The sequence below is a fragment of the Floridaenema aerugineum BLCC-F46 genome, from assembly GCF_041929345.1.
Taxonomy (GTDB): Bacteria; Cyanobacteriota; Cyanobacteriia; order Cyanobacteriales; family Aerosakkonemataceae; genus Floridanema; species Floridanema aerugineum.
The window spans coordinates 12,881-38,057 of the sequence record NZ_JBHFNQ010000182.1 but is presented as its reverse complement, the minus strand read 5'-3'; the positions used below and the strand labels follow the sequence as shown (position 1 = coordinate 38,057).

Sequence of the window (25,177 nt, the reverse complement as noted above, 5' to 3'; positions counted from 1 at the left end):
AAGCCGTGCAATGGTGGCAAGAGACTGGGGAAATGATTGTTTTTGACAATTATTCGATTTGAGTATTGTTAGCTACGATGATAGCCGATAGTAACAGTACTATCGGCTATCAAATTTAGCTAATTAAAAGTAATTAAAGGGTAGTAAAATCAGTACTAGAGATAGCGTTAGCTTGGATGCCAATCAAAGTAGCAAGAACTTCATTGTTACTAACCAAACTAATCACAGTATTGCTGGCATTATTCCCCGTACCTTGAGAAACTTTGAGTTGTTCAAAAGTTAAGCCGTTGGTGAGACCAAAGCGATCGCTACCCACAATAAAATCGAAGATAGCATCAGTACCAGTACCAGCAACTAGCGCAAAAGTATCTTGACCGACACCACCAATTAAACTATCTTGACCAGCACCACCATAGAAAATATTATTTCCGTCGCCACCATCAAGATAATCATTACCAGCACCACCATCAAGCAAGTCATCCCCAGCATTACCAGTTAAGGAATCATCATTATCACCGCCAGCTAAAGTATCGTTACCTTCCCCACCTTCAAGTAAGTCAACACCCTTACCACCATCAAGGAAATCATTACCATCTTGACCGTAGAGTTGGTCATGACCATCACCACCAACAAGCGAGTCATTACCATCGCCACCTTCAAGGTAGTCATCACCAACACCAGCATCTAAGATATCATTACCAGCTTGACCGTAGAGTTGGTCGCGACCATCGCCACCAGTGACGAAATCATCATCTTCGCCACCTTCTAAATAATCATCACCTTTACCACCATCTAAAGTATCCTTGCCGAGTTGACCGTAAAGTTGGTCATTGCCATCGCCACCGGATAGGGAATCATCTCCGTCACCACCTTCGAGATAATCGTTGTTAGCATCACCGGAGAGGGTATCATTGCCAGCTTGACCGTAAAGTTGGTCGTTGTTGTTGCCACCACTGAGGTAATCATTGCCATCGCCAGCATCTAAATAATCATTACCCCCTTGTCCGAATAAGCTATCAATACCTTCACCACCATCGAGGTAGTCGTTACCATCTCCACCAACTAAGGAATCATTACCTGTGCGACCATAAAGGTCATCATCTCCGGTACCACCGTTGAGAGAGTCATCACCAGCAGCACCTTCTAGCGAGTCTCGACCAGCACTACCAAAGATTTCATCATTGCCATCTTCCCCAGTTAGCAAGTCATCGCCATTACCACCATCAAGGGAGTCGTTACCTTCTCCACCTGCTAAAGAGTCATCGCCGTTGTTGCCAAACAAAGTATCATCGCCTGTTTCGCCTAACAGCGTGTCACCGTCGTTACCGCCATCGAGGAAGTCGTTGCCAGTACCACCGAACAAGGTATCGTTGCCGAGTTGACCGAAAATGCGATCGTTCCCTGCATTACCATAAAGCAAGTCATCATTCTTCCCACCATCGAGAAGGTCATTACCATTGCCACCATTGAGGGTATCGTTGCCAACATTACCGTGAAGTTGGTCGTCGTCATCGCCACCATCGAGGGAGTCATTGCCATTACCACCAGTTAGGTAGTCTACGCCTGCTTGTCCGAACAGGATGTCTGCATCATCACCGCCATCGAGGAGGTCGTTGCCTATACCACCAAATAGAGTATCACTACCTTTTTGTCCGTAAAGGCGATCGTTATCTTCACCGCCATCTAGCAAGTCGTCGCCTACATCACCGTCTAGGTTATCATTGCCTGTACCGCCGTTGAGGGTATCGTTGCCATTTTGTCCGTAAAGATAATCATTGCCAGCGTTACCCAATAGTAAGTCTTCGCTGTCTCCACCTTCGAGGTAATCATTACCTTCTCCACCATCCAGGGTGTCCTTACCAGCTTGTCCGTAGAGTTGGTCGTTTCCGCTATTACCTGCTAGGGAGTCATCGCCGTCGCCACCTTCGAGGTAGTCGTTGCCAGTACCGCCGTCGATAGTATCGTTGCCAAGTTGACCGTAAAGTTGGTCGTTGCCTTCACCACCATCAAGGATGTCGTTACCTTCGCCGCCTTCGATGTAGTCTACTCCAGCTTTTCCATATAATAGGTCATTGCCAGCAGAACCTTGAATGCGATCGCGATCGTCTCCACCATCAATGGTGTCATCTCCTAATCCACCATCGATAAAATCAGTACCAGCTAAACCATCAATCCGGTTATTGCCATTGTCACCGATTAAGGTATCGATGAATTCCGAACCAATCAGGTTTTCAATTTGTGTTAAGGTGTCACCCAAGGCATCTCCCGCCCAACCTTTTCCGGTTAACAGACTAACTGCAACTCCAGTTTCCGAGTTGAAGTAGGAAGCGGTATCATCACCTGTGCTGCCATCTATGGTATCTGCACCTTTACCACCAACTATCAGGTCGTCGCCTGCTTCGGCAAAGATAGCATCTTCCCCTGTTTCACCGTAGATGGAGTCGTTACCTTCTCGACCATAAATTAGGTCGTTGCCATCTCCAGCAGTAATAATATTTGCTTTGGCATCGCCTGTAATTTCATCGTTGAAGATGGAACCGACAACGTTTTCAATATTGAATAGTTGGTCAATGTTATCAAAACCATCTCTGGCAGTGTTTTGTTCTAAGTTAACTATGGCACGCATTGGGTCACGGCGATAGCTGACGGTATCGATATTTTCTCCACCATTGAGGGTGTCATTGCCAGCGTTACCGATGAGTAAATCTTTGCCTGCTAATCCTTCAATGCGATTGTCACTGCTATTGCCGATGAGGATATCATCGAATTCTGAACCGATGATGTTTTCTAAGTTACGGAGGGTGTCGGTGTTGCCATATCCATCTTCGGCGGTGCCTGCATTGATGGTAAAGTTGGGTTCGATGTTAACTGGGTCAGTGGAGTTGTTGTTGTAGTTTTGAGTTTCGTTGATGTTAACAATGACTGCTTTGGGGGAGTTTTCGTAGGTGACGGTATCGATTTCTGTGCCGCCATCAATTAAATCGTTGCCGGAGTCTCCGATTAAAAGGTCGTTTTCGGAGTTGCCGTAGAGTGAGTCGTTACCTGCATTACCGTTAAGAGTGTCGTTTTCAGTTCCACCATTGAGGATGTCGTTGCCTTCGCCACCGATGAGAGAATCGCTGCCAGCTTCGCCGTTGAGGGTGTCGTTTTCAGTTCCGCCGTCGAGGATGTCGTTGCCTTCGCCACCGATGAGAGAATCGCTGCCAGCTTCGCCGTTGAGGGTGTCGTTTTCAGTTCCGCCATCAAGGGTGTCATTCCCTTCAGCACCAGATAGTATATCCGCTCCAGCTTCACCATACAGCAAATCTTGTCCTTCATGACTACTGAGAAAGTCATTGCCATCTCCACCTGCAAGGGTATCATTACCAACTTCCCCATAAAGTTGGTCATTTTCTGACCCCCCATCAAGGATATCATCTCCTATACCACCAATGAGTGTATCTGTATCTGCTTCCCCATAAAGCTGGTCATCTTCTGATCCACCATTGATGATATCACTCCCGATACCTCCTGCTAAGATATCTGAATCAGCGCCTCCATAAAGAAAATCGTTCCCGGAACCACCGTTAATAATGTCATCACCATTACCCCCATAGAGGGAATCTACACCATTTTCACCTTCAAGGTGATCATTCTCAGAACCACCATCAATAATATCATCACCATCACCACCAAATAAGCTGTCCGCACCAGATTGACCGTAGAGTTGGTCATTGCCATTCCTAGCTTCTAAATAATCATTACCTTCGCCACCTTTAAGAATGTCCGCTACAGCCCCGCCCCGAAGAATGTCATCACCAGAACCACCATCAAAGTCAACGCTAATATCTGCTTCTGGATTGAGGAAAATTTGGTCATTTCCAGTGTCTCCTAATCCAAGGATTTTGTTAATGTTCAAGTAAGTTTGTTCGTATCCGAAAGCCCAAACTTTAGTTTCGCTTACTCCTGGAACTTTGCTAAGAATGAATAGCTCATCAATAATTTCTGGGCTAGCATTGCGTTGACTTGCATACTCTCCCTCTCCCATATTGAGTCGTAGTACACCGTCACCCAAACGCAATGCTAGATTGGGGTCGAATGGCTGTTTTGCATTATCGCCAAAGACAAAATCAAATAACTCAATTTCAGCTATTTTCCATTCCTTTTTCTCAATAGTTTCCTTTAAAGCTTCTTCCCATCTTCCACGAAGTAAATTACCAAGTCCCTTCCAAATTCTGACAGGGTTGTATGTAATGTGTTCTACGTACAGGCTAGAACCAGCTTTGATGTCGCCGTCTATATCAAAAATTTCCAGCGGATCGGTTTGTAAATTACTAGAAATTTCTCCAAATCTGACCTTACCATCACCCGGAGTTGGATCGTCAAGTGAGAAATTACCACTACCATTTATGTAAACTTTTCCACCTCCTTTAAAACCGGGAATACCTACAGACCCATCCGCGTATAGATTGCCATTAAGTTTAAACACAGGCTGAGAATTATCTATGAAAAAACCCTGAGTAAAAATATCAGATGTAGTACCATTTGGTTGAGATGCTTTTCTAAAGCCTGCTGTGTCATATCCAAATGTGAAATTTGGAATTTCAAAACTTGCTGTACCTCCTAATGTCACAGTTACAGGAGGAAGAGCCCATACAGGAATAGGATAATCAGCAGAAATTGAGCCTTTAAATTCAGGTAATGTGAATTTAAATAGTTCTGCATCTTTATCTAAAAACAGGTTAAATGCTTGAGTAGGATCTTCAAGGATAGGAAATTTTAATCCTCCGCCTGGGATTTTTTCACTAGTTGTGAAGAAACTGCTTGCTCCATTAGCTTTGGCTTGCTCAATGGCATTACTGTTTGGTTGAAGACTAGTAAAGTTTTTATTTTGATCGATACTAAAGTTACCAAGATCTATAAGTACAGAGCCGCTACTATTGATGGTATTGTCAAGGTTTTTTATAGCATCTAGTGCTTTGATGAAGTCTGCACTTGAGGACAAGCCTGCCATGTTTAAAAGACTTAAATTAAGACCTACACGATCTAATACTGGTATAGGTTGAGATAAAAAATTGACAACGGGATCAAAGGATTTTGTAACATTACGAACTTCTTGTACAATCGGTTTGGCAAAATCGTTCAAAAATGAACCCAAGTCCAATTTAACATTATTAAATCCTATAGTGGGTAATTCGCCAAAGCTAGCATCGTCGATATCGACTGCATTAAAATTCCAATCTAGATTGAAGTCGCTGCTAAGTTTGGGGAATTTAGCTGAATCACCAAAGCTTGTTGCCAGATTTAAGTTAACGTCAGCATTGGCAGTCAGTTTAGCGTCAACTAAGCTTTGAAAATCCACTGAGGGAATCTCTGCAATTTTTAGCCGATCGCCAGAGTCAGCTAAATCGACAGTGAAGGAGCCATTAAAGTTAGTTCCTTTGTCTGTGGCATTAAGGGTAAGAAATCCAAGTTTGCCGTTGGCATTTAAACCTGGAGTTGCAGCATTTAAATCAATTTTGAGTTCATCATTTGTGGATGTATCAATGAAAAAACCTTCAGTTTTATTTACACCAAGTTTTAGATTAAAGTCAAAACCTAATCCAACATTTGCGTCACCACTCAACTCAAGTCCGACCCCTGGTATGCCAAAGTTTGATGCGAATGCGGTTTCAAAATTAGATGGTGTATTAGAACCAAGTTTTAAGTCAAAGATTACTTCATCAGTGGTGTCAACAACCTTGATTGCTTGTTTGAGAAGCTTTAATCCACTTGAACCTGAACCAAGTGCTGTGTTAAGAGCATTTTGAATATCAGTAACAGTTGCATTGCTTAAGTCGGTAATATCATTCAGTTTGTCGTGGACAGCAGTTCTAATATTTTCGACGAATTGCACTGCTTGCTCAGTAGAATTTTTTAAACTATCGCCAACAATAGGTATACTCTCGCTAAAAACTCGACTATTGATACCATCTTGTAGTTTAGTCAGCAGCTGATCTAATTCGGTAATAGCATTTTTGAATGTACCCGTGAAATTCTGCTCCTCCAGCTGAATAAGTTTTCCATCTAAGGTGAGAATAACTGTATCATTTTCAGCCTTTAATGCCCGAAGTGCAGATCCATTTAACTCCACACCTCGGACTACAGAAGAAAAAATCGCTCCTTCATCCCCAGCAGCATCGAATGTGTTAATTCGAGAATCAATAAAATGCCCAATTTCTTCTAACAGAACATTAGTAATCGCACTCCCATTGCCTGCATTTAATACCAAATACTCTTGAGCTAAATAAATCTTGTTATTCTCCCAAGAATAAGCACCATTAGCACCGTTAATTTCTGCGGCTTTGCGAATTTCAATTTCTGGTAATTCGACAAAGTTACCATTTCCCCATTGCTGAAGTAACTTATCGAGGTTTTCTTTATTTATTTCATCACCAAAAGCCAGATTTATTTTCCCTAACAAATTCTCATCTTTGGCAAAATTAGTTAATAAATCCTCTGTAAGTTCGGTAGCTTCATCAATTACTTCTACAGAATTAACGGTGTTAATTAAATTAACCATTGTTTTCTCCTTGGTTGAATTCTAGACGATGCAAAGTTTAGGCAAACGAATCTATCAACACTGCTACGAAAAAAGTGTGCTGAGTTCTGATAATTAAACTTGTGGCAAAAGTCAATTAAGAAAATTGTTTAGGGGAAGCTTATAAATATGTTTACAGAGAAACATGATTTTTTGGCGATTGCTTCACCCATTTTAGGGATTGTCTCTATTCGTCCTTGATTCTACCGAAAAGAGAATTAAATCTTAAAAAAGTGACCGTTCGGTGATGAGAGAACTAGTAGAGAATAACGCTGATAAGTAGAACTACATTTCACCCTGACAGTTTTCTGAAAATTACAGTTCAGAAATATCAGTATTTATGCTAAAACCTCAATTCACAGCTTACTGTGGAAATTACGGACTGGCAAGAATTTGTAAATCGCCTTTTACAAATTTAATTAAAAATCAGTCCGACATAGCAACAACAGTGCTGACATGGCAATACTTTAAGAATTTTTTCTTAAAGTACAGTTAGGCTGCTCCAAGTGCTATAGTGTCAAAAACAACCAATAACCGCAATATACCAACTGCACATTAGAAGGGTGTCAAGCATTGTCTTATCAGGATTTTCGGGGTGTAATCAGCATCTATGCGTACTCCTTTACTCAAATTAGGTAATGCTAAGAAAGGTAGAGAGTGCAGTGCTTGGTAGCCTGGAAGCATCCCCACCTCAGCGATTACTTATATTCTTGTTCAAGCAACTCTCGATGTCAGTTGGATAAAGTAGGGAAAAGTAGGTTTCCTTAGTAGGGTGTAGCTACCGTAAAATTACTTAACGTTGAGCTATGAACCTAGATAATCATAAGTTACTAATCGATTTAGTAGATACACTCCTGTTCCAAAACACCAAAAAACACCTAACAGACGTGCAAACAGCCATCATCAAAGGTGCATTGCAAGACAAATCTTACTCACAAACCAGCGAAGACAACGGATATACCGAACAATACATCAAAGAAGAAGGGTCAAAATTTTGGCGTTTACTCTCCAAAGTATTAGGAGAAAAAGTTACCAAGGTTAATTTTAGAGCAGCACTAGAACGTAGATTAGAATCAGAGAAAGTAGCACCAATCACAGTTGATTTACAATCACTTCAATCAACCATTCCCGCTATTGAACCTCACCAAGACTGGGGAGAAGCACCTGATATTCCGCTGATTTATGGTAGAAATAATGAATTGGCTACCTTAGAACAATTGCTAATTAAAGAAAAATGCCGTTTAATCGCATTATTAGGTATGGGTGGAATCGGGAAAACCACTTTAGCTTTACGCATTTGCCAAGCAACTCAGCAAAATTTTCAATATGTTATTTGGCGCAGTCTCCGGGAATCTCCACCAATTGAAAAAATTGTAACAGACTTAATAAAATTCCTCTCCCATCAACCAGAAGTACAAATACCCGAAACACTAGGAGAAAAAATTACCCAGTTAATCAATTACTTACGCAATTCTCGGTGTTTAATTATTCTAGATAATTTTGAATCAATTTTAGAGAGTGGTACTAGCAATAGTGACTATCGCCAAGGATATCAAGGATATGGCGATTTAATCAAAAGAATTGGGGAATCAAAACATCAAAGTTGTTTGATTATCACTAGCCGGGAAACTCCCCAAGAAGTAGTACAATTATCAGGAAAAAATCGACCTGTGCGTAGCTTACGTTTAAGTGGGTTAGCGCAATTAGAAGCACAAAAAATCTTTCAAGAACATGGCATTTTCTCGGCTTCCACAGAAGAATGGCAAACTTTAATCAATCATTATGCTGGTAATCCTCTAGCTTTAAATATGGTAGCTTCTGCAATTGAAGAATGTTTGGATGGTAATGTTTCGCGTTTTGTTAGCCAGTACTTAAACAAGGAACGTGCTTTGTTTGATGATATCCGCGAACTATTAAATCAGCAGTTTGAACGATTAACTTCGGCTGAGAAAGAGATTATGCACTGGTTAGCAATTAATCGGGAACCTGTAACTGATTGGCAATTAGAAAAAGATATCATTTCTCCGGTTACACAACAAGAACTCTTACCAGCTTTGCGTTCGTTAATGCGACGTTCCTTGATTGAAAAGGTTAATGATGGTTTTACTTTACAAAATGTCGTTATGGAGTATACAACCAAAAGATTAGTAGAAAAGATTAATCAAGAAATAACAACTGAAGAGGTTAAGTTTTTTATCAGTCATGCGCTGATGAAAGCCACAGCCAAAGATTATATCAGAGATACTCAAATTCGGTTAATTTTAAAACCACTTTTGGAAAGGTTAGTAGCTAATTTAGGAAATTTAGCTAGGGTTCAAGAAAAGCTCAAACGAGTGGTTTCTTGCTTGCAAAAGCATCCTCAACCTGGGTATGCAACTGGTAATACTTTAAATTTATTAATTCAACAGAAGGTTGATTTATCTAACTACGATTTTTCTAATTTAACTGTTTGGCAAGCTTTTTTACAAAATACAAATTTAAAGGGAGTTAATTTTAGTAAGTGCGATTTAACTAATTCGGTTTTCTCGCAAAGACTTAATGGGATTATGTCTTTAACTTATAGTCCAAATGGTCAGCTTTTGGCAACAGGTGATATAGAAAGCGATATTTGTTTGTGGCGAGTTGCAGACGGTCAATTATTATCTATTTATAAAGGGCATTCTAATTGGATAAAATCTCTGGCTTTTAGTCCTGATGGTAAACTTATTGCTAGCGGTGGTATGGATGCACTGATTAAATTAACAGAGATTCCTACGGGTAAGTGTTTGCGAACTATTACAGAACACTCTAACATGATTGGAACTGTAACTTTTAGTCCTGATGGGGAAATTTTGGCAAGTAGCAGTGGCGATCGCACTATAAGATTATGGAATGTAAAAACTGGAGAATGCCTTTCTATTTTACAGGGTCATACTCATTGGGTAGCTGCAATTGCTTTTAGTCCAGATGGCGAAATTTTAGTTAGTGGTTGTGATGATTATACAATTAAAGTTTGGCAGGTTAATACTGGAGAATGCTGGGCTACTTGGTCGGGACATACTGCTCCTATTAGATCGATCGCTTACCATCCTCATGGTAAAATTATTGCTAGTGCTAGTCAGGATGGCATCATCAAATTGTGGCAGATAACTACGGGTAAATGCCTAACTACATTAACTGCACATTCAGACGAAATTTGGTCAATCAATTTTAGTCCAGATGGCGAAACTTTAGCTAGTTGTAGTTCTGATAAATATGTTAAATTGTGGCAAGTTGATGAGCTTAGTAATATAGAATGTAAACAAGCTTTATTAGGGCATCAAGATATAGTTTGGCAGGTAGCTTTTAGTCCAGATGGTCAAACTTTAGCTAGTGGAAGTAATGATAAAACAGTTCAGTTTTGGGATGTACGAACAGGTCAAAGATTGAATATTCTCAAAGGGTATCTTAGTTGGGTAGAATCTCTGTCTTTTAGTCCCGATGGTCAAACTTTAGCTAGTGGAAATGGTGATGGTAGTGTGAGGCTTTGGAATATCAATAACTATGAATGTGAAAAAACTTGGTGGGGTCATAAAAATTTAGTTTGGACAGTTACTTTTAGCCATGATGGACAATACTTTGCTAGTGGTAGTACCGATTATACTATTAGAGTTTGGCAAGTTGGCACTGATGAATGTTTAGTTTTAACAGGACATACAGGTTGGGTACGAAAAGTGCTATTATCATTGGATAATAAAACTCTGATTAGTAGTAGTCATGACCAAACAATTAAATTTTGGGATTTGGTCACTGGTCAGTGTATAAAAAGTCTTAATGGACACGCAGGTTGGATATTTTCTATTGCTTTAAGTCCTGATGGTAAAATGTTAGTTAGTGGTAGTGGCGATCGGACTGTAAAATTCTGGGATGTTGATAGTGGTAAGTGTATCAAAACTTTGACAGGACATACAGATTGGGTTTGGTCTGTTGCTTTTAGTCCAGATGGAAAAACTGTTGTGAGTGGTAGTTCCGATCGCACTATCAAAGTTTGGTGTGTTGCTACAGGAGAATGTTTGATAACTTTGTTAGGACATCAAGATTGGGTAGGAAGTATCGACTTTAGCATGGATGGTAAAAGATTAGTTAGTGGTAGTAGAGATGGCACGATTAAGTTGTGGGATATGCAATCAGGAGTTTGTCAGCTGACTTTGCAGGGGCATGAAAATGGTGTAGAGTCGGTTATTTTTAATCCTAATGGTAATCTTCTAGCTAGTGGTAGTATGGATGAGACAATCAAGTTATGGGATGTAGCAACTGGTGCTTGTGTTCATACTTTGCGATTGCCACGACTTTATGAAGGGATGAATATTACTGGAGTTACTGGCGTGAGCAATGCACAAAAGGAAACTCTGAAAATTAATGGTGCTGTGGAAATGGAAATAACCAGTTAAATTAATAATAAAAATCAAACCACTTCCCATTCCAGAAGTGGTTAAATAAAGTTATTAAATATACTGGTGATAGCCCAAAATACCTCGATATTCGTAAATATCAGGATATCCTTTCTGTTCGTCGCCCGGAGTGCATTTACCGAAGTAGAACGCGATGTGGTCTGAGTTCCAATCGAAGCTACCATCACAACAGCGATAAAACCGAGTTTCTAGCCAGTTTTTACTACGGAAAGTTAGCCCGTATTGGTTAAACTGCAATGCAGGTGCAAAGCAATTACCACAGCAATTGGAAAACCAAATTCCTAAAAATTTGAAATGAAATTGCATAAGCTTTGTACATTTTAGATAACTTGATATTCAGTTTTTTTACCCCGTTAGGGGAGATTGTATTTATGCTAAAAAAAGCTAGCCCGCCCCCATCCTAAGAGCGAGCCTAAGTTGCTTAAAATTCGTCAGCAGCCGCAACTTCTGGTTTGTTCGCTTTAGCAGCTTGAATCCGTTCGTAACGATCGCTAGAACGCTTACCAACTTCAATTAGCGTTAGCAATTGATGGCATAACGCTAGCAATTCTTCATCGCTAACTTCTTCAAGTTGTTGATATAGTTTGGCACGTACAGCTTTACCATTATGAGCTTCTACAGTACCATCTGCTAATGCCTGAAAGTAAAGGCGCGACTCTGCTAATTCTACAGCAGTATTGAGCAGTTTACGAGAATTGGTACGAATACCCAAAGAACCTAATGAAATAGCCATAATGTTTGTCCGTTAATTAACTAATTCCAGTACTTTTTTGCCGTTAGGCATACTTTAGAAAAACCAATAATCAATGCTTCAAAATGTCAGCCTTTGCATCAATCTTACAATTGGTAAAAAACTGCTCCCTACAACCAGGGAGCAATGTTCGTGGCTATGAAATTTCATCAACTGCAACCAATCCAATAAGTTGAGGAACTAACAATTTGTGAGCAGTTTCTAGATTTTTCGTCATGCTAGAACGACCTTGAATGTTATGATTAGCAGCCAGTTCTTTGAGCTTAGTCAGTGTTAATTGTTGAAGTTGTGACTCGGTAGCAATTGTTAAACCTGAACTATTAAATAAATGATTGGCTTCAGGTTCGTTATTTGGCTCAGATAGTACCAACCATTCTTCAACCTCAACAGCTACTTCATCGATTGATTCATCTGCAACTATCGCCTTAGTTGCTTCACTTGTTGTTGCTAAATCCAGAAAATTGGTAGAACTTTCATCAGTTGATGATAGCTCTTGCAATAGTGCCTTAGTGCTATCCCTAACTACCTGCAAATTGGATGGACGTGCAGTTTTTAGCAGCTTTTGGTAAGTTGATAGTGGTGCATTAAATACCAAACTTGACCATCCGGTAGTCGCTATTGCATCTCCAACACATTGCTGCGATAAAATAGTACCTTGATTTTCCACTAGTTGCGCGATAATTTCTCTAATTGCAGTACGAGCGCATAATGGTGGAAATCGTAGACGACCTGCAATAATTGTTGCATTATTTTCTGCTAGCGTGAATTCAACTAAACTAAATTCTGCTAGTTTAATTACTGCTTGACGTTCGTTGATAATGGTGGGATTAGCGGTAGCAATCATCTAGAATTACCTTTGTTTTTTGTTCGAGCGACTTTGTGCGTTAGCACTGTTAACTATTACTCATAAGGTTCAATCGATAACCTAATTTGGCGTTGTAATTTGTACAAATATTGCGTTAACATTCTTCTGACGCGATGTTTTTTCTGGTGGCGACGTTGGTAATAATAATGCCGGAATTCTTTGATTAGTTGGTCGAGGCTTTTCTTTTTGTGATGGTTCATAAAGAAGTACCTAAAAAAACTTCCATTCCTACTGCGCGTGTGAACGCAGTCAGAATGGAGCAATACATTACAATTGAATTAAGGTTTCGCCTTGGATAATACGCCGTAGGTTTTGAATAAATTCAGTTCGATTGGCATGACTGCTAACTTGGGCGACTGCTGCACAATCTATTTGCAATGCTTGTAATAATGGTTGCAATAATCTGAGTTTGGATTGCTTTTGGGCAACCGCATTACTGTTAGTCGTAGCATCGATACCAATACACCATCCCCGCCAGAGAAATACGGCATCTAGTCCATACACATAATCGAGGATGACAGCAGCTGGTACGGCATCCCATTCCATAGCATACCTGCCATTTTTGATATGCCGTCCGTATTCTGATAGCAGGTAAGGTAAAGCTTTTTTGAGACGCTGCCATCCGAGTCTGGTAGCTTTGGCAATACGCACCAGTTGTGTAGTCTCAAAGTGAACTGGTTTAGCACCTGCTGTGATTGCTAGCCGTTGCACAATGCTTTCTGCGGCAAAACTGTTGATTTTTGTGATTGTAGACATGATGGTAAACAAGTGAAATGTTTGATTGCCAGCCGTGTTGATGGCTGTGCTTGCTGTTTCACTCGTTTTCTTGCGTTAGCAATAACTAAAACTTCTGTGGTAGGGGCAAGGATTAATATCCGATAACTGATTTACCGTAATCTTATAAATTGCTAATTGAGCAGTTGAATCTCCATTAACGCTGGTCATTTTGATTAATTTTAGCAATTGAGTTCTCACATATTTGGGCAAGATGGCATCTCATCACCAACTAGCAATCGTGCCAGACTGGGCAGTGCTTCGCCATAAGTGGGATGAATGTGAACTGATTGCTCCAATAGCTGCCAGGTTGCCCCAGCCTCCATTAACGACAGGAAGACATGGACTAGTTCAGCCGTTTCGTAGCCCACTAGCGTGGCACCAAGAATTTTGTCGGTATCGTTGTCGATTACCATGCGGTAAAACCCAAGATCGTGTCCCCACTCAATCGCACGAGCTATATGTGCCATCGGTAGCGTAACGCATCGGGCATTAATCCCTTTTTTCTGTGCGCTTTCAATAGTCATTCCCACTCGCCCAACCTGCGGTTCGGTGTAAACGGCGTATCCCAAAACGCGATCGCTACGAGTGCGATTCTCTCCACAGAGGATGGCTTTCAAACGGCGATAGTCTTCCCAGGAGACGTGGGTAAATGCTGGTTGGTCGGCAACATCCCCAATCGCATACACCCCTTCACAGGTAGTGCGGAACTGTTGGTCAATTTTAACGAATCCTTTCTCGTCTAATTCTACTCCTGTTGCGGCGACATTCAACGCTTGAGTGTTTGGTTTACGTCCAACTACAATCAACAGTGCTTCGCCCTGGAGTTCCTGTCCGTTGTCCAAATTCAGGGTGAATATACCATCGGCGTGCATAACTTTTTCTGTATTGACATGAAAGTGGAGATGAATCCCATCTCGCTGCAACGCTTGTGCGAGCACCTCACTAACATCGGGTTCTTCGTGATTCAGGACGCGATCGCCTCGTACAATCAAGTGAGTGTCACTGCCCAAACGTGCTAATCCTTGCCCCAGTTCTAGCCCAATATAACCCGCCCCAATCACTAACAGACGAGGTGGTAACTCCTTTAGGTCAAAGAAATTACGGTTAGTCAGGTAAGGGGTGTCTGCTAACCCAGGAATATTGGGAATTAGTGAAGACGTACCCGTATTAATCACTACCAACGGAGCTTGAACCGTCCGATCGCCCCCGGTTACAGTTCGTTCTCCAGTAAACGAGGCTTCGGCACAAACGACAGTAACTCCTGCATCGTGGAGTCCTTTTTGAACTCCTTGATTGAAGGAATCCCGGATGCTTCGGACTCGCTTCATTACCTCTGGAAAATCCACCTGCACATCCGCATGAATGCCTAACGCCTTCGCCTGACGAGCACGACCTGCTGCATGAGCCGCTGCTAGAAAAGCTTTGGAAGGTGTACAACCTCGGTTTTTTATTCTGGTTTGCTCATGAGTTTGGCGATGCGCTCTACAGTCCACTAATTCTGGCACGCACGGGAGGTAATGCGACTATATTAGGCGGCGTTTCGTCAATTATGGGGTTAGGTGGTGTGGTGGGTGCGATCGTCCTCAGCCTTTGGGGTGGCAGTCAGCAACGATGGCGCGATATGGCGCTGGGAATTATTGTCGTTGGTGTTAGTAAAGTTGCCTTTGGCTTGGGACGATCTCCTTTGATATGGCTACCCACTCAGTTTGCTGCATCTCTGAGTTTTCCTCTGTTTGGCGGTTCTGAACAGGCTCTTTGGTTCGCTCACGTTGAAGCAAACGTTCAGGGACAGGTATTTGCAGCAGTGATGCTGAGTCAGCAAGTTGCGATCGCCTTAGCTACGATAATGGCAGGACTCCTAGCAGATTATGTATTTGAACTTGCAACTCGATCTCAAAGCTGGTTGACACCGTTATTGAGTAATGTAGTAGGAACCGAACCTGGAGGAGGTATTGCCCTGTTGTACGTTATGACCTCAGCCAATTTAGTGTTGATTGGTTTTTATACGTTACTCAATTCTAAGCTTGGGCTAACAAATCGCCATAATAGATAAATCCAAATATTCACAATTAAAAAAGCTAGAGTGACGAACAAAAAACGAATAATCGGGTTTTTAATAGTGGTTTTAATGAAGAATTACATCAAATATTTGAAGACAGTGGAAATCTCGGCGAAGGAACGTTGAAGTTAATGGACTGGTTAGCCATAGCTCAACAATAGATGAGCAGTAAAATAAGTTTTTTCATTAATTAGTAATAAGCGAAAATTTGGGTAAATACTGCTTTTGATAGGGTGAAATCTCTCTAATAAGGAGAATTTTTTTAGTGGAGATGAAATCACAATGGAAAGTAGACCAAGTGTGGAGAATCGAATTTGACTGTATCGACTTCTTTGGAAGCAACAACATTAACCAAGCCGCGTTTGTGGATGCCCGATCGCGTTTTGTTCACTCCCGCTGCTCTAGAAGAAGCGTGGGGACAGCAGATTTTAGAGCGAGTGCAAGCACTGGGATTACCCGTTGAAGAGTTGCCCCGCAATCGATTGACAGGATTACGGGGTGAAAGCGATCGAGAAACCTACGACATCTCCAAACGCACCCTAGCAGTAGTTAATGCCCCCAATAGCCATTTCAAACTTAGCCCAATTCCCCCTTCAGCTGACTGGCAGTTTCATCTAGCAGAAGGCTGTCCGGCACATTGTCAATACTGTTACCTGGCTGGCAGTTTGCAAGGACCACCAGTAATTCGCGTCTTTGCCAACCTACCGCAGATTATTGCCAACCTTGCTGCTTATGAAAAGCCGGGGAAAAATACTTCTTTTGAGGTCAGTTGTTACACCGATCCGTTAGGCATCGAACATCTTACAGGTAGTCTTGCCGAGTGCATTCACTACTTTGGTACTCGTAAGGATGGTTATTTGCGTTGGGTGTCTAAATTTGATGCAGTTGAACCATTATTAGAGTTAGCCCACAACGGACATACCCGATGTCGAGTGAGTGTAAATGCTGCTCCTATTTCTACCAGAATGGAGGGAGGAACCGCTTCAGTTACCGCCCGTTTAGGAGCATTGCGAAAGCTGGCATTACCTACTCAACGGGGAGGAGGCGGCTATCCTGTAGGATTGGTGATTGCCCCGATAATGCCGATCGAAGATTGGGAAGACCATTATACTCAACTATTTGACCAAATCGGTGCTGCATTAGATTTTGATTGCGACCTGACATTTGAGTTAATCTCTCACCGCTTTACTCCAGGCTCGAAGGAAGTATTGCAAACCTGGTATCCTCATAGCAAGCTAGATTTGGATGAAGCGGGACGAGTCATCAAACGGAACAAGTTTGGTGGCATCAAGTATGTCTATGATAAAGACACCATGAACCCTCTGCGTCGCTTTTTTGAACAGGAAATCGATCGCCGCTTCCCACAAGCACAAATTCTTTATTGGACGTAAGCAAAGCGCGAGCAACGGACGCAAAAGCTAGTAGCCGCATTAGAATTTCTCTACCGCAAATTGTAAATCGAGTTCTAATAGGAGCTAATTTGCAATCAGATGCCCAGTTTTGACGTAAATCACACATCCTTCAATACTGAAAGGAGCGTGCATACTACCAGAAGGGTTGCGTATCCAAGTTCCTTTGGGATAAGTACCAAACTCATCTGCAAAAACACCATTCAGAACTAAAATTTCTTCCCCGCCCCAATGACGATGTGGTTGAAAATGAGTACCGGGAGCCCATTTTACCAAAGCTACATTTTCGCTACCGTAACTGTGCAGTAGCATCACTTGCAAACCATCAACTAATCCAGGCAACCAAGGGGTATGTTGTGTTTCGACGACAACACGCTGTGCTTCATCTGGTGGCATTTGCCAGAGCTTGACGAAAATTGATGCACCATGCTGACTAAAAGGTGTATGGGTAGAACCTACGGGGTTACGCACATAAGTTCCAGCCGGATAGTCGCCATATTCATCGGAAAACACACCTTCTAGCACTAGGAACTCTTCGCCACCACCATGAGTGTGAGGTGAGAACTGACTACCAGGAGCATAGCGGACGATCGAGGTAGCCCTTGCTACTTCTTCACCATCGCGCTCTAACATTCGGCGTTGTACTCCAGGGATGGGAGAATCAACCCAAGGGAGGTTTTCTGTGCGTGCGATCGCTCGTTCTGACAAATCTGCATGAAGTTTCATTTTATCAACTCCTTTCAAGAGCGAAACTTACGTTCTGACTCTAAAATTGGCACATCATTAATACTGGCTTCTCTTCGTTGCATCGGCTACCAACCTAAGACGGGACAGTTGGTGGCATCTTGATTCCAAGGATTTCAGGGTACTCTCCTCAGATATTTATTAAAATCAATAGTCGATAAAGCGTAGTACAATACTACTTAAGCCAGAAATAATAATTCCTAGCTGACTCTAAATAAATCATAATTAAATTGTCAAAATTCAGTTAATTTTTCCTAAAAAGAAGAAGATTTTCGAGGGAGAGGTAAGTCACCCATTTGGAGAATTACCCATTCAAATAAATTAGGAAATTCCACAGCAAATAAGCGTTGTGCAGCCGTAGTTCCATCAGTTCTTTTCAGGTCAAAATTATGAATAACAGTCAAGACTTGTAACTGCTGTTGAGAAATACCTCGCCCACAGTGATGCAGACGGGATAAATAACCATTACGCCCCTCAATCGCAGAAGAACTCCGCTGAAATTTAGCCGACATAAGAGTAGCCCAATTACGCCAACGCGCCCATTCATCTCGGTCGAGCTTACTGGTTAAAGGATGTAGTAGTAAGCGACTTAAAGCTTCCATTGATGTTGGCTCATAAATCTGGCACAAAGTTGGGTTTTTAGTTTGAGCAATCACTGAGCGCCAATAAAAATGGGGGAGAAAGTATTTTAATAACCAATCAGACATTTCCACATCTATTTCTTCTAAAAGTAAACTCTCCTCTACAGATTGCCACCATAAATTAATTCCCGCAGCCATCGCCGCAATCTGTCCACTAAATACTTTTATTGCTTTGTCCAGTTTCGCTATTTGGTAAGTATGACCTACAGCAGCTAACTGAGGAAGTAGTTGATAAAGAGCAGTGGCGACATCAACAGTAGATTGAAATCCACTACCATCGATAGCAAAGGGATGAACAACACAAGTAATTTGATGTAAAATATTATGATAAGCTTGTTGTCCAGTCAAGAAAAAATTGTATTCCTCTTGCAGAACTGTAATTTGTTGTGACAATCGTTCCGGAATTGGTTGGCGCTTTTGAGTGTAGTTCAAAACTTGGCTGTGTAGAGTACGTAACTGCTTTTTAAGATGGTTTAATCGACTGCCAAAACAAGAACCGACTACTTTAGAAATCCCACGCATTGCATGAAACAAGTCAGGAATAGAAGCACAGTCGAACCCTTGTACCGCTAACTGAATTAAAGCTTTAGCTCGGTCACTAACGAGAGATTTAACTACCACCATTCCACCCAGATTTTGCAGTGCCTTTTCCGCTTTTTGGCTCCAAGTCAAGTATTGCCTATCGTGACTAAAATCTTCTAAAATAATGTAGCCAGAAACCAAATCCATTAACACCAATACCACTTCAGGAAAAAAGGTTTCATCCGCACCCGCTTGGATGAACAATGTGGTAGGATTGTTTTTTAACTGTTGTTGTATCTGTGAAGAGTAATTGAGAATTTGTTCTCGCATTTGTGCCTCAATACGGCGCAAGCTGGTTGGAGAAACTCCGATTACGTTCTGCAAACGTAACAGATGAAAAAACCGCGAAATTACTTCACAGCCCACACCTTGTTGAATGCCAAAGATATAGACAGTCGCAAAAACTAACAGCCGTAACCATTGATATCCATCTGGTGTTTCCCAGAAGTACGACTCTGGATGTAGGTTACGTCGTTTCATTGCTTGTTGATGGCGATGAACGCTACTTTTAGAAATTTGCGTCAGATCTGCTAAACTACGAATAGATTTTAAGCCATTGATTAGACCAGCTTTGAAGAGTTCAAACCCCCGCACACGCACATTCATGCTATTTGCCAAATCCTCAGTACTTTAATTTACTATATTAGATTTAGTTCGCGTTATTATAACGCGAACTAAATAAATATTTACTAACCTGGTTTATGGACAGTGACCCCAAGAGAAAAAGCCACAATCAATCCCCAAAAGTGAAAGCGACACAAGCTCGTGATCTAGCAGCCCGTGCCGAGAGAATTAAAGAAGCAATCGCACTGTTACAGTCGGAAATTCAGCAGTTAGAATCAGAGGGAAATTTCGCACCGACTGATACTTGGGTAATGCGCTATAAAGCCCGCTCTCAAAAAGGTTATTATTGGTATTACAAATTACAAGCTAAGGTCAAATTCACTTTTTAAACTTGATGGTTTTACTCAAAGCTTTTCAGAGGCTTGGTTATTTTCCGAAATTGGTAGATATTCCTAAAAGCCTTGTTAATCATATTCGTAACAGTCTGCACCTACCATCCGATGTTTCTATCGGATATGAACAATCTCGGACGATGTATCGACATCGCACAGCCATTCGCGAGTATCTCAAAGTTACCCAATTTAACCAGTCAGCCCGACATTTAGCAGTAACAACCGTTTATAAATCTGCCAGTGTCATGGACAACCCGGCTGACTTAATTAATGTAGCAATTGATGAATTAATTCATCACCGCTATGAGTTGCCCGGATTTAATACCTTAGACCGCTTAGTACGTCGAGTTAGAAATCTAGTTAATCAAAAACTCTTTTTGCTAGTAATTAGCCGATTAAATCAGGAGTACATTGAGCGTTTGGATAACTTGTTAAAGAGTCATTCAGTGCATTTTCGCAGTCCTTATAATGACCTCAAACAGTTACCAAATCGTCCAACTCGCAATCACCTCAATGATTTACTAACACATTTAATTTGGTTAGATTCTTTTGGGGAAGTCAAACCTTATTTAGAGTCTATTACCAGTGCTAAAATTCAACATTTTGCAGCCGTTGCCAAAGCTTTAGATGCTGCCGAACTGAAAGACATTGGGCAACCCAAGCGAATTACACTTTTATTATGTTTAATTTATGCAGCCCAGGTGCAAGCAAGAGACAATTTAGTTTCCATGTTTCTGAAGCGAATGCGAACAATTCATAACAAAGCGAAAGAAGAGTTAGAGAAACTCCGACAGAAACATCTGGAAACTACAGAAAAGTTAGTAGGAGTTCTCACAAATGTGCTGCAAGTATTTGTAGATGAGTCTACCGAAATAGAAGTGATAACACAGGTACAAAACGTTTTCATTCCGGCTGGAGGAGTCGAGCAACTTCTGCATGAATGCGAAGCGGTTAATGCTTACAGTGGTAATAACTATTTGCCACTAATCTGGAAATTTTATAAAAGTCATCGTAGTGCATTTTTTCGGTTAATTAGTGCTTTAAAGTTTGCGGCTACTAGTCAAGATGAAACTTTGATTAAAGCTTTAGATTTTTTACTCTTAAATGCACATCGTCGTGGTGAGTGGTTGCCAGCTACAGTAGACCTTTCATTTGCGGGAACACAGTGGCAACGGTTAGTTTTTGGACGGGTTGAACAGCCTAAAAAAATGATTCGTCGTCACTTTGAAGTTTGTGTTTTTTCTTATCTAGCAGCTGAACTGAGGTCTGGAGATGTTTGCGTTCTCGGTTCAGCAGATTATGCTGATTATCGAGAGCAACTACTTAGTTGGTCAGAGTGTGAACCTTTGGTGTCAGAATACTGTCAAAATCTCGGTTTTAGTGATACAGCTAGTGGTTTTGTTGAACAATTAAAATCCTGGCTTATCGATACAGCTACGAGTGTAGATGCAGGTTATCCAGATAATCGGACGGTAGTAATTAATGAATTGGGAGAACCTGTATTAAAACGACAAAAAAGTAGTGAAGTTAGTCCTTCTGTGAAGGCTTTGGAAGCAGTTATTGCTGAACGAATGCCCGAACGTAATTTAATTGATATCCTCAAAAATGTAGATTATTGGACAAATTTTACGCGACATTTTGGCCCGCTTTCTGGCTCTGACCCCAAGTTGGAACGGGCTACCGAACGTTATCTGCTGACTACTTTTGCTTATGGATGTAATCTTGGCCCAACTCAAGCTGCACGTCACATGAGAGGGATAGTTACCCCAAGAGAGTTATCTTTTGTTAACCGTCGTCATGTGAGTGCTGAGAAATTAAATGCGGCACTGATTGATGTGATTAATCGTTACAATGTTTTGAGTTTACCAAAGCTATGGGGTGATGGTACGTCAGCTGCGGCTGATGGAACGAAGTATGATTTATACGAACAGAATTTGTTATCTGAGTATCACATTCGTTATGGGGGTTATGGTGGGATTGCTTATCATCATGTTGCTGATACTTATGTAGCCTTGTTTAGTCATTTTATTCCTTGTGGAACTTGGGAAGCAGTTTATATTATTGATGGGTTGTTAAAGAATCAGTCAGATATTCAACCATCTAAAATTCATGCTGATACACAGGGTCAATCAACGCCTGTTTTTGCTTTATCTTATTTGTTGGGTATTAAGTTAATGCCTCGGATTCGTAATTGGCAGGATTTAATTTTTTATCGTCCTGATAAAGAAGCGGTTTATCAACATATTGATTCACTTTTCAAAGATTCTATTGATTGGGCGAAAATTGCCACGCATTGGCATGACCTTTTACGAGTTGTTCTCTCAATTCAAACGGGAAAGATTTCTTCGGCTATTTTATTGCGAAAGTTAGGGAACTATAGTCGAAAAAATCGTTTATATCAAGCTTTTCAAGAATTGGGACGAGTAGTGAGAACGGTGTTTTTGTTGCAGTATATTTCGGATATGCAACTACGACAACAGATTACGGCTGTTACGAATAAGGTGGAAGCTTATCACGGTTTTGCAAAATGGTTTTTCTTTGGGGGTGAGGGGGTAATTGCTAATAATGACCCAACTGAACAGGAGAAGATTATTAAGTACAACGATTTGATTGCAAATGCGGTGGTGTTCCACAACACGGTTGATTTAACTGAGGTGTTGCGCCAACTTCAGCGTGAGGGTTATTTGCTGATGCGTTCGGATGTGGCGGCTTTAAGTCCTTATCTGACCAGTCAAATCAAGCGTTTTGGGGATTACTTGATTGATTTAGATGTAGTCCCGCAGGCGTTGGATGAGGAGATGGTGTTGACGTTTTCAGCCTCATGATTCTATCTCTGCGAGGAATTCTTTACATTTCTTTACATCGTGTCCTATTTTGCGCGTATCTCGGCTTTACCCCTATCAGAAATACATAAACTTGGGGAATCGATAATACTTTTAATCCCCAATATTTGAATACTCGTTGGCAAAACCACAATTCACTACGACAGGGATATTCTGCTGCCAAAGTAACCATTTTTTCAGCTATCATTGAATCTTGAATACAAGCAATAGCACCTCCCAAGGCAGTAGAAGATTTGATCGGCCCAAAACTAAACAAACTCACATCTGCTGAAGATGCACCACAATAACTAGTGCCACAAAAGGCTTGAGCGCAGTCTTCAACCAAAAGAATTTGATGCTTTTGACAAATCTCAACTATTGGTTCTAAATCAATAATTGAACCAAATAAATGAGCTATTACAAAAACACGACTTTTTGGCGAAATCAAACTTTTTAATAACTCAATATCAGGTGCTAGAGTATCTAAGTTAATATCAACAGGAACCGGAATTAACCCATGATTTTTCACAATCTCCTGCATATCTCGAATATTAATAGCACTCATCAAAACTTCTGTTCCTTTGGGGAGATTTAGTGCTTGTAACCATAAATCAAACGCAGTGCGAACCGAAAGTGTTACCAAAACTTGTTTGTGATTTCGGCTAAAATCTTGGATAATAGATGAGTTTTGTACAGATGATTTACTGAGCCAAGGAAATAAGCCAAAGGCGAGGTCAGCAAAACTAATATCTAAATTCAATCGCGGATAAAGATAGCTTTTCATTGTTCATAGAGTTAATTTTTAAACTAAAGTGATAAATCCATCTTCTGATTAGTGTTGTTTACTATTCCCTCATGCTAGCGTCGAACAAACAGCAAGCAGCGATGACTTCATTTCGACACACACGACGACAGTTTATACAAAGACTGGGAGGGGCAGGTGTCTTAACTCTCTTGAGTTGCAATCGACAGGAGCAAACAATGACCACACTCTACACTTTTGGCGATTCGATTTTAGATTGCGGAAGATATAATCAGTTTGGAGTTCATCCGGGACAGTTACTCGTCCAAAATGACGATCGCCTGTTCCCTGAATTTATTGGTCAAGACTTAGCATCACGCGGAAAAGCAAGGCTGGAACATCGTGCCCGTGATGGTGCAACAGTGGATGACTTACCATCACAAGCTCAGGGATTACGGGTTGAAGAAGGTGCGATCGCAATCATCACCATTGGCGGTAACGATCTATTGCGAGGATTAATTCAGGACAAAGGTGGTGGAATAGCCAGCTTTGCTAATGCCCTAGACACATTTGTGAAGCAATTACCCATTCGTCCGGTTGTGCTCGGCAATGTTTACGATCCTACCTTGGGAGATGACCAGCGTAACTTTTCGAGTGTTGACCCAGCTATTGCCCGTAAGAATTTTCAACGTATCAACACAAAAATTCAAGAAATTGCTAACCGTTATGGGCAATTTGTCGATCTGCACGCACACTTCCTCAAGGGCGACTCATCTTGGTTTACAGCTATTATTGAGCCAAGCCTACGGGGTGCTGATGAAGTACGACGGGCTTTTCTCCCTTATGTTATTGGTGAATCTAGATAGTTTTGTACCACTACCATAGACAACTGTAGACTAATTAATATTAATTTGTTGAGGATCGTAAGCAATAATCAGTTCATCTTCATATTTTAATCCATTGATGAAGGAGGTAATGATTTCCAGAGTGTCGGGAGTTTGAAAGTGTTCGGGTTTAGTTTCAGGATGAGGATAATAGATTAAACCAGGTTGCGATTTCCCTGGATTTAGTATAATTTGACAATCACAAAATGAGAAATCTTCTGCTGGTTCTGCTGCTGCCCATTTTAGATTTCTGAATGTATATTTAGGCTGTTTAATTTCGTATTTATATGGAGCAATAGAAATGTTGATTGTCCCAGTAAAATATTGACTTAAATCCAGACCAAGTTCCCTAAAAAAAGGCTTTTGCATTTCAATCGTACCATTAGGAAAACGCGCATCTTTAGCTCTGCCTGATGCGACACCATACCCTTTTTTTACTTTGACCTTGATTTCTATCCAATTTTCCATGCTTGGGTCAATTCTTAAAGCAGATAAAATTTACAACCAGGATTCAACAGACAATGTTCTTACTTGTTGAATCCGATCAAAGTCGCTATCAGCTGATACAACATTAAGACCATGCTGTAAGGCTATAGCTGCAATCCAAAGGTCATTTTCATCAAAACCCAGGTCTGTTACTTGAGTTTTTCTCCGTTTGCTTTTTTCTTTTGGGCCGAATTGTCTCATCAAAGCTGCTTTGAGTTGACCATAAATACTAGCTGTGTCCTCTGTAACATTGTAGATGCGTATATCTTCGCTAAATTCTCTCAAAAAACCTAAATTAGTTTCCCTCTGAGCAGAATTTTCCATCATGTATCTAAGTTCTCCTTGCACAATTACACAGGTGGCAATATTTAATTCTCCAACCTCAGTTATTCTACGGATTACATTTGGTTCGCCAAGGATGATAGCACTACAATGATTGGTGTCTAATAGGTACATTACTCAAGGATAAT

18 protein-coding genes are annotated in these 25,177 nt (G+C 41.0%); 6 read left to right on the top strand and 12 right to left on the bottom strand.

What is annotated here, in order from left to right; all coding sequences use genetic code 11:
• Positions 1-133: 133 nt before the first annotated feature.
• Positions 134-6,541, bottom strand: a complete 6,408-nt coding sequence (locus tag ACE1CC_RS23605; RefSeq protein ID WP_413272885.1) for a calcium-binding protein — start codon at positions 6,539-6,541, stop codon at positions 134-136.
• 824 nt (positions 6,542-7,365) lie between these two features.
• On the opposite strand from ACE1CC_RS23605, the gene ACE1CC_RS23600 reads away from it, so the two are divergent.
• The gene (locus ACE1CC_RS23600) at positions 7,366-10,968 is read left to right on the top strand and encodes an NACHT and WD40 repeat domain-containing protein (protein WP_413272884.1); all 3,603 of its coding nucleotides are present in this window, start codon (positions 7,366-7,368) and stop codon (positions 10,966-10,968) included.
• A gap of 54 nt (positions 10,969-11,022) precedes the next feature.
• Here ACE1CC_RS23600 and ACE1CC_RS23595 read toward each other — a convergent pair whose 3' ends face one another.
• From ACE1CC_RS23595 to ACE1CC_RS23570, 6 genes are all read right to left on the bottom strand, one after another.
• Positions 11,023-11,295, bottom strand: coding sequence for a hypothetical protein (locus tag ACE1CC_RS23595; protein ID WP_413272883.1), 273 nt, complete (start codon positions 11,293-11,295; stop codon positions 11,023-11,025).
• 115 nt (positions 11,296-11,410) lie between these two features.
• Positions 11,411-11,722, bottom strand: coding sequence for a hypothetical protein (locus tag ACE1CC_RS23590; protein WP_413272882.1), 312 nt, complete (start codon positions 11,720-11,722; stop codon positions 11,411-11,413).
• Between the two features lie 154 nt (positions 11,723-11,876).
• Positions 11,877-12,584, bottom strand: coding sequence for a hypothetical protein (locus ACE1CC_RS23585; RefSeq protein WP_413272881.1), 708 nt, complete (start codon positions 12,582-12,584; stop codon positions 11,877-11,879).
• A gap of 56 nt (positions 12,585-12,640) precedes the next feature.
• Positions 12,641-12,805, bottom strand: coding sequence for a hypothetical protein (locus tag ACE1CC_RS23580; protein ID WP_413272880.1), 165 nt, complete (start codon positions 12,803-12,805; stop codon positions 12,641-12,643).
• 67 nt (positions 12,806-12,872) lie between these two features.
• Entirely contained in the window at positions 12,873-13,361 is a 489-nt protein-coding gene (locus ACE1CC_RS23575) for a hypothetical protein (RefSeq protein ID WP_413272879.1), read from the bottom strand.
• 215 nt (positions 13,362-13,576) lie between these two features.
• Positions 13,577-14,887, bottom strand: a complete 1,311-nt coding sequence (locus tag ACE1CC_RS23570; RefSeq protein ID WP_413272878.1) for a dihydrolipoyl dehydrogenase family protein — start codon at positions 14,885-14,887, stop codon at positions 13,577-13,579.
• 44 nt (positions 14,888-14,931) lie between these two features.
• Here ACE1CC_RS23570 and ACE1CC_RS23565 point away from each other — a divergent pair, with 44 nt between their 5' ends.
• The gene (locus ACE1CC_RS23565) at positions 14,932-15,435 is read left to right on the top strand and encodes an MFS transporter (RefSeq protein WP_413272877.1); all 504 of its coding nucleotides are present in this window, start codon (positions 14,932-14,934) and stop codon (positions 15,433-15,435) included.
• Between the two features lie 374 nt (positions 15,436-15,809).
• Positions 15,810-16,832 carry a spore photoproduct lyase family protein gene (locus ACE1CC_RS23560; protein WP_459563902.1) on the top strand — a complete coding sequence of 341 codons (1,023 nt, stop codon included), beginning with the start codon at positions 15,810-15,812 and terminating at the stop codon, positions 16,830-16,832.
• Positions 16,833-16,916: 84 nt separating this feature from the next.
• Here ACE1CC_RS23560 and ACE1CC_RS23555 read toward each other — a convergent pair whose 3' ends face one another.
• A complete protein-coding gene (locus ACE1CC_RS23555) occupies positions 16,917-17,576 on the bottom strand; it encodes a cupin domain-containing protein (RefSeq protein WP_413272875.1) in 660 nt (219 codons plus the stop codon).
• A 272-nt stretch (positions 17,577-17,848) separates the two neighbouring features.
• Positions 17,849-19,423 (bottom strand): DUF6399 domain-containing protein, encoded by a 1,575-nt coding sequence (locus ACE1CC_RS23550; RefSeq protein ID WP_413272874.1) that lies wholly within the window; start codon positions 19,421-19,423, stop codon positions 17,849-17,851.
• 140 nt (positions 19,424-19,563) lie between these two features.
• Between ACE1CC_RS23550 and ACE1CC_RS23545 the strand changes: the two genes are divergently transcribed.
• Together ACE1CC_RS23545 and ACE1CC_RS23540 are read left to right on the top strand one after the other, a co-directional pair.
• Positions 19,564-19,770, top strand: coding sequence for a hypothetical protein (locus tag ACE1CC_RS23545; RefSeq protein WP_413272873.1), 207 nt, complete (start codon positions 19,564-19,566; stop codon positions 19,768-19,770).
• 5 nt (positions 19,771-19,775) lie between these two features.
• Positions 19,776-22,598 carry a Tn3 family transposase gene (locus ACE1CC_RS23540; RefSeq protein ID WP_413272872.1) on the top strand — a complete coding sequence of 941 codons (2,823 nt, stop codon included), beginning with the start codon at positions 19,776-19,778 and terminating at the stop codon, positions 22,596-22,598.
• 22 nt (positions 22,599-22,620) lie between these two features.
• On the opposite strand, the gene ACE1CC_RS23535 is transcribed toward ACE1CC_RS23540, so the two are convergent.
• The gene (locus ACE1CC_RS23535; protein ID WP_413272871.1) at positions 22,621-23,379 is read right to left on the bottom strand and encodes a DegT/DnrJ/EryC1/StrS family aminotransferase; all 759 of its coding nucleotides are present in this window, start codon (positions 23,377-23,379) and stop codon (positions 22,621-22,623) included.
• A 197-nt stretch (positions 23,380-23,576) separates the two neighbouring features.
• On the opposite strand from ACE1CC_RS23535, the gene ACE1CC_RS23530 reads away from it, so the two are divergent.
• A complete protein-coding gene (locus ACE1CC_RS23530) occupies positions 23,577-24,203 on the top strand; it encodes an SGNH/GDSL hydrolase family protein (RefSeq protein ID WP_413272870.1) in 627 nt (208 codons plus the stop codon).
• A gap of 30 nt (positions 24,204-24,233) precedes the next feature.
• Here ACE1CC_RS23530 and ACE1CC_RS23525 read toward each other — a convergent pair whose 3' ends face one another.
• Both ACE1CC_RS23525 and ACE1CC_RS23520 read right to left on the bottom strand, forming a co-directional pair.
• A complete protein-coding gene (locus ACE1CC_RS23525) occupies positions 24,234-24,689 on the bottom strand; it encodes a hypothetical protein (protein ID WP_413272869.1) in 456 nt (151 codons plus the stop codon).
• 30 nt (positions 24,690-24,719) lie between these two features.
• A complete protein-coding gene (locus ACE1CC_RS23520) occupies positions 24,720-25,163 on the bottom strand; it encodes a PIN domain-containing protein (protein ID WP_413272868.1) in 444 nt (147 codons plus the stop codon).
• Between the last annotated feature and the right edge of the window lie 14 nt (positions 25,164-25,177).